The organism is Burkholderia sp. Ax-1719, from assembly GCF_011753055.1.
Lineage (GTDB): Bacteria > Pseudomonadota > Gammaproteobacteria > Burkholderiales > Burkholderiaceae > Paraburkholderia.
In genome coordinates this window covers 83,778-92,834 of the sequence record NZ_VWWJ01000027.1, presented here as the reverse complement: position 1 = coordinate 92,834, position 9,057 = coordinate 83,778, and the positions used below count along the sequence as shown (strand labels likewise).

4 protein-coding genes are annotated in these 9,057 nt (G+C 64.6%); all 4 read left to right on the top strand.

Annotation, left to right across the window (positions count from 1 at the left end; translation table 11 throughout):
• Positions 1-1,164: MdtA/MuxA family multidrug efflux RND transporter periplasmic adaptor subunit (locus tag F3J17_RS30980; RefSeq protein WP_167068584.1), on the top strand; the 1,164-nt coding region annotated here is incomplete at its 5' end.
• Positions 1,161-4,268, top strand: coding sequence for a multidrug efflux RND transporter permease subunit (locus F3J17_RS30975; RefSeq protein ID WP_167068580.1), 3,108 nt, complete (start codon positions 1,161-1,163; stop codon positions 4,266-4,268). The genes F3J17_RS30980 and F3J17_RS30975, both read left to right, overlap by 4 nt.
• Positions 4,265-7,597, top strand: a complete 3,333-nt coding sequence (locus F3J17_RS30970; RefSeq protein ID WP_167068614.1) for an efflux RND transporter permease subunit — start codon at positions 4,265-4,267, stop codon at positions 7,595-7,597. The genes F3J17_RS30975 and F3J17_RS30970 overlap by 4 nt, the downstream gene beginning before the upstream one ends.
• Complete coding sequence (locus tag F3J17_RS30965) at positions 7,597-9,033, top strand: efflux transporter outer membrane subunit (protein WP_167068578.1); 1,437 nt, start codon at positions 7,597-7,599, stop codon at positions 9,031-9,033. The genes F3J17_RS30970 and F3J17_RS30965 overlap by 1 nt, the downstream gene beginning before the upstream one ends.
• Positions 9,034-9,057: the final 24 nt, after the last annotated feature.

The following is a 9,057-nucleotide window of genomic DNA, read 5'->3' as shown; positions in this document are numbered from 1 at the left end:
CACGGCGCGCCTGCTGGCGGCCCGGCGGGCTTCCCGGGCGGGCCTGGCGGTCCTCCGGGCGCGCCCGGTGCAATGGGTGGTGGTCAGGCGCAGGCGGTCGGTGCTGCCGCCGCCGCGACCGGCGATGTGCCCGTGCGGCTGACCTCGCTTGGCACCGTCACCTCGCTGGCGACCGTCACCGTGAAGTCGCAGATCAGCGGCTATTTGCAGTCGATCAACTTCCGCGAAGGCCAGCACGTCAAGAAGGGCGATGTGCTCGCGCAGGTCGATCCGCGCCAGTACCAGGTCGCGCTCAAGCAATATCAGGGACAGGTAGTCAAGGACAAGGCGCTGCTCGATAACGCGCGCCTCGATCTCGCGCGTTATCAGCGCCTGGCGAAGACCGATTCGGTCGCGCAGCAGACGCTCGATACCGCCGAGGCCACCGTGCGCGAATACGAAGGCACCGTGCTTACGGACCAGGCGCAGGTGGACGCGCAGCAGCTCAACCTCACGTACTGCCGGATCGTCTCGCCGGTGGACGGGCGCGTCGGGCTGCGTCAGGTCGATGTCGGCAACTATGTAACGGCGTCCGATACGGACGGCGTGGTGGTCGTCACCGAAACCGATCCGATCTCGGTGGTGTTCACGCTGCCCGAAGACGATCTGCGCCGACTGAACCAGCGTCTCGCGAGCGGCGCCCGCCTGGCCGTGGTTGCCTACGACCGCGCTGGCGACGAAAAGCTCGCGGACGGCGTGCTCGATACCGTCGACAACCAGATCGACACCACGACCGGCACTGTGAAGCTGCGCGCGCTCTTCAAGAACGCCGATGGTGCGCTGTTCCCCAACCAGTTCGTCAATATCTCGCTGCTGCTCGACACGCTGCACGGCGCGGTCACGATTCCGTCCGAGGCCGTGCAGACGGGCACGCCTGGCACCTTCGTTTATCGCGTCAACGACAACCAGACCGTGTCGCTGCGCAAGATCCGCACGGGCGCAGCCGCCGACGGCCACACTGCCGTGCTCGCTGGCCTCGCGGCGGGCGATCGCGTGGTGGTCGATGGTGCGGACCATCTGAGCGATGGCGCGAAGATCCGCTTGCCGAAGCAGGACGCGGATAAACCGGCAACAAACACTGCGGCGCAGAACCCCGCAAACGCGAAGGCCGGCCCGCAGTCATGAATCCGTCGCGCCTCTTCATTCTGCGGCCCGTCGCCACCACCTTGCTGATGGCGGCGCTGCTCGTCGTCGGCCTGGTGGCGTGGCGTTTCCTGCCGCTTTCCGCGCTGCCTTCGGTCGAATACACGACGATCCAGGTGCAGACCTTTTATCCGGGCGCGAGCCCGGACGTGATGACGTCCGCCGTCACCGCGCCGCTCGAACAGCAACTCGGAGAAATGGCGGGCCTCAAGCAGATGGCCTCGCATTCGTCGGCGGGCGCATCGGTCATCACGCTGCAATTCGATCTGGCCGTGTCGATGGACGTGGCCGAGCAGGAGGTGCAGGCCGCCATCAATGCGGCCGACAGCCTGCTGCCGAGCGATCTGCCCGCGCCGCCCGTCTACGCCAAGGTCAATCCGGCCGATGCGCCCATTCTCACGCTCGCCATCACCTCGCCGACGATGCCGTTGACGGACGTGCAGGCGCTCACCAATACGCGCATCGCGCAGAAGATTTCGCAGATGTCGGGCGTGGGCCTCGTCACGCTCTCGGGCGGCCATAAGCCCGCTGTGCGCGTGCGACCGAATATTCGCGCGCTCGCGGCCTACGGCCTGAACGTGGACGATCTGCGCACCACGCTCACGAACGTCAACACCAACGCGCCCAAGGGTTCGCTCGACGGCCCGCATCGCGCGTGGACCATCGATTCGAACGATCAGATCGAAGATCCCCAGCAGTACCTGGATACCGTGATTGCGTATCGCAGCGGCCGCCCGGTGCGCCTGCGCGATGTGGCGGACGTGGTGGCGGGTGCGGAAAACTCGCAGCTTGCCGCATGGAGCAACGACACGCCCGCGATCCTGCTCAACGTGCAGCGCCAGCCCGGCGCGAACGTCATCAAGGTCGCCGATTCGATCAAGGCGATGCTGCCCGCGCTCACGCGCGATCTGCCGTCGTCCGTGCATGTGGCGCTGCTCACGGACCGCACGACCACCATTCGCGCGTCCGTGAAGGACGTGCAGTTCGAGCTGGCGCTTGCGGTCGCGCTGGTCGTGATGGTGATCTTCGTCTTCCTGCGCAATGTGCCCGCGACGCTGATCCCGAGTCTTTCCGTGCCGCTCTCGCTGGTGGGCACCTTCGCGGCGATGTATCTGTGGGGCTTCAGCCTCGACAATCTTTCGCTGATGGCGCTGACGATTGCCACGGGCTTCGTGGTGGACGACGCCATCGTCGTGATCGAGAACATCAGCCGCCACGTGGAAGCGGGCATGACGCCGATGGACGCCGCGCTCAAGGGTTCGCGCGAAATTGGCTTCACCATCATCTCGCTCACGGTTTCACTGCTGGCGGTGCTGATTCCGCTGCTGTTCATGGGCGATGTGATCGGGCGGCTCTTTTACGAGTTCGCGGTAACGCTTGCAGTGGCGATCGTGATTTCCGCGCTGGTCTCGCTCACGCTGGTGCCGATGCTGTGCGCGCGTTTGCTGCGCCCCACGCAGCATGAAAGCAAGCCCGAACGCAAAGGCCGCGACTGGTTTGGCCCGGTCATGAAGCAGTACGACCGCGCGCTCACTTTCGCGCTCGATCACGAGAAAGCCACGCTGGTGGTGGCGGTAGGCACGTTCGCGCTCACGGCGGCGCTCTACGTGCTGATCCCCAAGGGCTTCTTCCCCACCCAGGACACGGGTGTGATCCAGGGCATCACCGAGGCCTCGCAATCGATCTCGTTCGAGCGTATGAGCGCATTGCAAACCCAGCTTGCCGATGCCGTGCTCAAGGATCCCGATGTGGTGAGTCTGTCTTCGGCGGTGGGCGTGGATGGCAGCAACATGACGCTCAATATGGGCCGCTTGCAGATCAACCTGAAGCCGAAGGACGAACGTAGCGCCTCGGCCAGCGAGATCATCCGGCGTCTGCAAACCGAAACCGCCAATGTGGCTGGGATCACGCTGCATATGCAGCCGGTGCAGGACCTGAGCGTGGATACGCAGGTGAGCGCAACGCAGTATCAGTTCATGCTCGACAACCCGTCGATGGACACGCTCAGCGAGTGGACGCCGAAGCTCATCGCCGAATTGCGCAAACAGCCAGAACTCGCCGATGTGACGAGCGATCTGCAGGACGCGGGTCTGGCCGCCACGGTGCAGGTCGATCGCGCCACGGCCGCGCGCTTCGGCATCACGCTCGCCACCATCGACAATGCGCTTTACGATAACTTCGGACAACGTATCGTCAGCACCATCTTCACGCAGTCGGACCAGAAGCGCGTGATCATGGAAATCGATCCGAAGCTTGCGCGCGGCCTGAATGCGTTCGACTCGATCTATCTGCCGTCGTCCACCGCGACTGACGGGCAGGTGCCGTTGTCGGCCGTCGCGCGCATCGTCGAAAGCAAAAAGCCGATCCAGATTTCGCATCTGGGCCAGTTCCCGGCTACGACGATCTCGTTCAACCTCGCCAAGGACGCGTCGCTGGGCGCGGCGGTGAAGGCCGTCAAACGCGCAGAGGCCGCCGTGGCGCTGCCGGACAGCTTTGAAACGCGCTTCCAGGGCGCGACGGAGGCGTTCCAGTCGTCGCTCTCCAGCGAACTGTATCTGGTGCTGGCGGCCGTGCTGGTGATGTATGTGGTGCTGGGCGTGCTCTACGAGAGCTTCGTGCATCCGCTCACGATTCTTTCTACGCTGCCTTCGGCGGGCGTGGGTGCCTTGCTCGCGATGGTGATCACGGGCGCCGATCTCGACATCATCGGCGTGATCGGCATCGTGCTGCTGATCGGCATCGTGAAGAAGAACGCGATCATGATGATCGACTTCGCGCTCTCCGCAGAACGCGACGAAGGGCTCACGCCGCGCGAGGCGATTCATCGCGCGTGCCTGCTGCGCCTGCGCCCCATTCTGATGACGACGATGGCCGCGCTGATTGCCGCCGTGCCGCTCGCGCTGGGCACGGGTAGCGGGTCCGAATTGCGTCATCCGCTGGGGATCGCGATGATCGGCGGCCTGGTGTTCAGTCAGGCGCTCACGCTCTTCACCACGCCCGCGGTTTATCTGGCGATGGAGCGCATGGCGGCATGGCTGCGCGCGCGTGGCTGGACGCTGAACGACGCGCAGCGGGGCGCATCATGAACCTGAGCGCGATTTTCATTCGCCGCCCGGTCGCGACGATCCTGATGACGATCGCGATTGCCGTGGCCGGCGCGCTGGCGTTCGGCCATCTGCCAGTCGCGCCGCTGCCCGCGGTGGATTTTCCGACCATTCGCGTGCAGGCGGAAATGTCGGGCGCAAGCCCCGAAACGATGGCGGCCACCGTGGCCGCGCCGCTCGAACGCCACCTGGGCCAGATCGCCGACGTCACGGAAATGACTTCGCAAAGCAGCGTAGGCTCCACCGACGTCATCCTGCAGTTTGGTCTCGACCGCGATATCAACGGTGCGGCGCGCGACGTGCAAGCGGCGATCAACGCGGCGCGCGCGGACTTGCCGAGCGCGCTCAAATCGAACCCGACCTACCGTAAGTTCAATCCCGCCGACGCGCCAATCCTGATCGTCTCGCTCACCTCGAAGACGCTCACGCCGGGCCAGCTTTATGATAGCGCGGCGACCGTGCTGCAACAGCGGCTCATGCAGATCGACGGCATCGGCAATGTCGATCTGAACGGCAGTTCGCTGCCTGCGGTGCGCGTCGAACTGAACGCGGGCGCGCTCTTCAAATACGGCATCGGCCTGGAAGACGTGCGCGCCGCGCTTTCCGCCGCCAACGCGGACAGCGCGAAGGGCATGGTCAGCGACGGCAAGCTGCGCTGGCAGCTTTACGCCAACGATCAGGCCGAACGCGCCGACGAATATCGCAATCTGGTCGTGGCGTGGCGCAATAGCCGGCCCGTATTCCTGCGCGACGTGGCGCAGGTGAACGACTCGGTTGAGAGCCTGCGCAACGTGGGCTATGTGAACGGCAAGCCTGCTGTGATGCTGTGGATCTTCAAACAGCCGGGCGGCAATATCGTCGACGTGGTGGACCGCGTGAAGGCCGTGTTGCCGCAATTGCAGGCGGCGCTGCCGCCGGGCACCGAAGTCACGCTCTCCGACGACCGCAGCAGCACGATTCGCGCTTCGCTCTCGCATACCGAGCGCACGCTCATCATCGCCGTGGTGCTGGTCGTGCTGGTGGTGCTCGCATTCCTGCGCAACGTGCGCGCGACGCTGATTCCCGCCGTGACCGTGCCCGTGTCGATTCTCGGCACCTTTGGCGCGATGAAACTGTTCGGCTACAGCCTCGACAATCTCTCGCTGATGGCGCTCACGATTGCGACTGGCTTCGTGGTGGACGACGCCATCGTCGTGCTGGAAAACATCGAGCGTCATCGCGAACGCGGCGCATCGCGTTTCGAGGCGGCATTTGCAGGGGCAAAGGAAGTGAGCTTCACGGTCATATCGATGAGCGTGTCGCTGATTGCCGTGTTTTTGCCGATCCTGCTGATGGGCGGGCTGGTGGGGCGCATCTTCCGCGAATTCGCGATCGTGCTGTCGATTTCGATCGCAGTATCGATGGTGCTGGCGCTCACCACCACGCCCACGCTGTGCGCGCTGCTGTTGCGTGGCGCGCATGATGGCGCGTCGAAGCCGCGCAGGGATAATCGCTTTACGCGTTTCTTCGCGCGCGTGAGCGAGGCGCTGGGTCGCTGCTTCGATGCGGCGGAACAGATGTACGCGCGCACGCTGGGCGCGGCGTTGCGTCATCCGGCGCTGGTGCTGGCCACCTTGATCGCCACGGTTGCGCTCAATATCGTGCTGTATACGGTGGTGCCCAAGAGTCTCTTTCCGCAGCAGGACAGCGGGCTGATGGGCGGCGGCATGATGGCCGACCAGAGCATCTCCTTTCAGGCGATGAGCCTCAAGGTCAAGCAGGCGCTCGCCATCGTCAAAGCCGATCCTGCCGTGCAAACGGTGGTGGGTTTCACCGGCGGTCACGGCACCAATCAGGCGTTCACGAGCGTCACGCTCAAGCCGCTCGACGAACGCAAGGATTCCGCGTTCACGGTGATGGCGCGTCTGCGCCAGAAGCTCGCGGCGATTCCTGGCGCGCAACTGATGATGTTTCCGCGCCAGGATCTGATGGTGGGCGGACGTCAGAGCTTCGCGCAGTTCCAGTACACCCTGCAAGGCGACGACACCGCGCAGGTCCAGCAATGGGCCACGCGATTGACCGAAGCGCTCAAGCACGTGCCCGCGCTCGCCGACGTCAGTTCCGATCAGCAGAATGGCGGCCTTTCCGCCAGGGTCGTGGTCGATCGTGCGACGGCAATGCGCTTCGGCCTCACGCCCGACACCATCGATGCAACGCTCTACGATGCCTTTGGCGAGCGCGAAGTGTCGACCATCTACAAGGCGCAGAATCAGTATCACGTGGTGATGGAGATTGCGCCGAAGTGGTTGCAGGACCCGTCGTCGCTCAACGACATTTATGTGAGCACATCGGGAGCATCCGCTAGCGGCACGTCGTCGACCAATGCGGTTTCTGGCACGGTAACATCTACTTCGTCATCCTCATCGTCGTCTTCCAGCAGCACATCGAGCGCGAGCACCAACGCCGCGACCAATTCGATCGCCACCAGCACGGGCGGCACCGTATCGACAGGGCAGGCCGTCAGCACGTCGAGCAGCACGATGGTGCCGCTTTCCGCATTCTCGAAGCTCGTCGAGGCGCATACGCCAGTCTCGGTCAATCACCAGGGCCAGGCCGTGGCTGCGACGATCTCGTTCAATCTCGCGCAGGGCTACCAGCTTGCCGATGCCACCGCCGCCGTCGATCAGGCCGTCAAAGACCTCAACATGCCGAACTCGGTGCACGGCGCGTTTGCGGGCACGGCCGGCAGCGCGCTCGCTGCGGCATCGGCGATGCCATTGTTGATTGGCGCGGCGTTGCTGGCGGTTTATGCGGTGCTCGGCATCCTGTACGAAAGCTATGTGCATCCGCTGACGATTCTCTCGACGCTGCCTTCGGCGGGCGTGGGCGCGGTGATCGCACTGCTCGCGACCAACACCGAGTTCTCCGTGATCGCGCTGATCGGCGTGTTTCTGCTGATCGGCATCGTCAAGAAGAACGCGATCATGATGGTCGATTTCGCGCTCGATGCGCAGCGTACCCAGAACCTCGCGCCCGCTGAAGCGATTCGCGCGGCCTGCGTGATGCGCTTTCGCCCGATCATGATGACGACCTGCGCGGCCTTGTTCGGCGCGGTGCCGCTCGTGCTCGATCAGGGCATGGGCGCTGAACTGCGCCGCCCGCTGGGCATCGCCATCATCGGCGGGCTGGTCGTGAGCCAGTTGCTCACGCTCTATACAACGCCCGTTGTCTATCTCTATCTCGATCGCCTGCGCCATCGTGCGCGCGCCCTTTGGCAACGCGTGATACCCGGTACGTCGGGTTCCTCAGGCAGCGCAATGACGGACTCCTAATGATGAAGCTTTTTCCTCTTCGAATCAGTACGACGCTGTGCACGACCATCGCGCTGGGCGCGACCTTGCTTGCGCTGCAAGGCTGCACGGTCGGCCCTGAATACCGGCGTCCGGATGTGGTGACGCCCGTGGCCTTCAAGGAAGCGCCGCAAGGCTGGAAGAACGCCGTGCCTGCCGATGGCAACGCGCGCGGCGAATGGTGGAGCGTTTATCACGATCCCCTGCTCGATTCGCTGGTGCCGCAAGTGGCCATCAATAACCAGAACCTGAAGGCCTACGAGGCCGCGTACCGTCAGGCGCTGGCCGTGGTGCGCGAAGCGCGCGCCAATCTTTCGCCCACCGTATCGGTTGCACCGGGCGTGACGCGTGCGCGCAGCAGCGGTGCGACGGCAACCACGGGCTCGCTCGAAGCGAGCGCTTCCTGGGATCTCGATCTCTGGGGCAAGGTGCGCCGCCAGATCGAAAGCGACAAGGCCAGCGCGCAGGCGAGCGCCGCACAGCTTGCCGACCTCACGCTATCCGCACAGGAATCGCTGGTTTCGGATTACTTTTCGATGCGCTATCAGGATTCGCTCACGCGTCTCTTGAGCGACACCGTGAAGGCCTATCAGCGCAGCCTCGATATCACGCGCAACCAGTACGAAGCGGGCGTGGCCTCGCGCTCGGACGTGGTGACCGCGCAGACCACGCTGGCCACGACGAAGGCATCCGCTATCGCCGCCGAAGAATTGCGCGACCAGTACGAACACGCTATCGCGCTGTTGATCGGCAGACCGCCATCGGAGCTGACGATCGCGCCTGCGGAACTTGCGCAGAGCGTGCCGGACCTGCCGCTCGTGGTGCCGTCGGCGCTGCTCGAACGCCGCCCCGATATCGCCGAAGCCGAGCGCACGATGGCGCAGGAAAACGCACTGATCGGCGTAGCTGTGGCGGCGTATTATCCGACGATTTCACTCTCGGGCGCGGCGGGCTTCTCGGGCGCCGCACCGTTGTTGACGGCCGCCAACGCGCTGTGGTCGCTGGCGGCCAGCGGCAGCGAAACGCTGATCGACGGCGGCTCGCGTTCGGCGGCGGTGGATTCGGCGCGCGCGACATACGACCAGAGCGTCGCCAATTATCGTCAGACGGTGCTCACCGCGTTCCACGATGTCGAAGACGAACTCTCGAATCTGCGCGTGCTGGGCGAGCAGGCCGTCGCCGAGGACGACGCCGTGAAACTCGCACGCCAGTCGGTGCAGATCGCGCTGGACGAGTACGAAGCGGGTACGGTCGCCTACACGACTGTGGTGACCGCGCAGGCCACGGCGCTCTCGAACGAGCAGACCGCCCTGCAGGTGCGCTCCAATCGCCTGATTGCGAGCGCGAGCCTCATCAAGGCGCTGGGCGGCGGCTGGGACGCCTCGCAGTTGCAGGACACGAAGCAGGCGCAGCGTTGAGACTCGATATGCAACCCGTGCCTG

Excerpts from the sequence above, each read along its gene's own strand:
- F3J17_RS30975 (WP_167068580.1), top strand. The coding sequence starts at position 1,161 with ATGAATCCGTCGCGCCTCTTCATTCTGCGGCCCGTCGCCACCACCTTG.
- F3J17_RS30970 (WP_167068614.1), top strand. The coding sequence starts at position 4,265 with ATGAACCTGAGCGCGATTTTCATTCGCCGCCCGGTCGCGACGATCCTG.
- F3J17_RS30965 (WP_167068578.1), top strand. The coding sequence starts at position 7,597 with ATGATGAAGCTTTTTCCTCTTCGAATCAGTACGACGCTGTGCACGACC.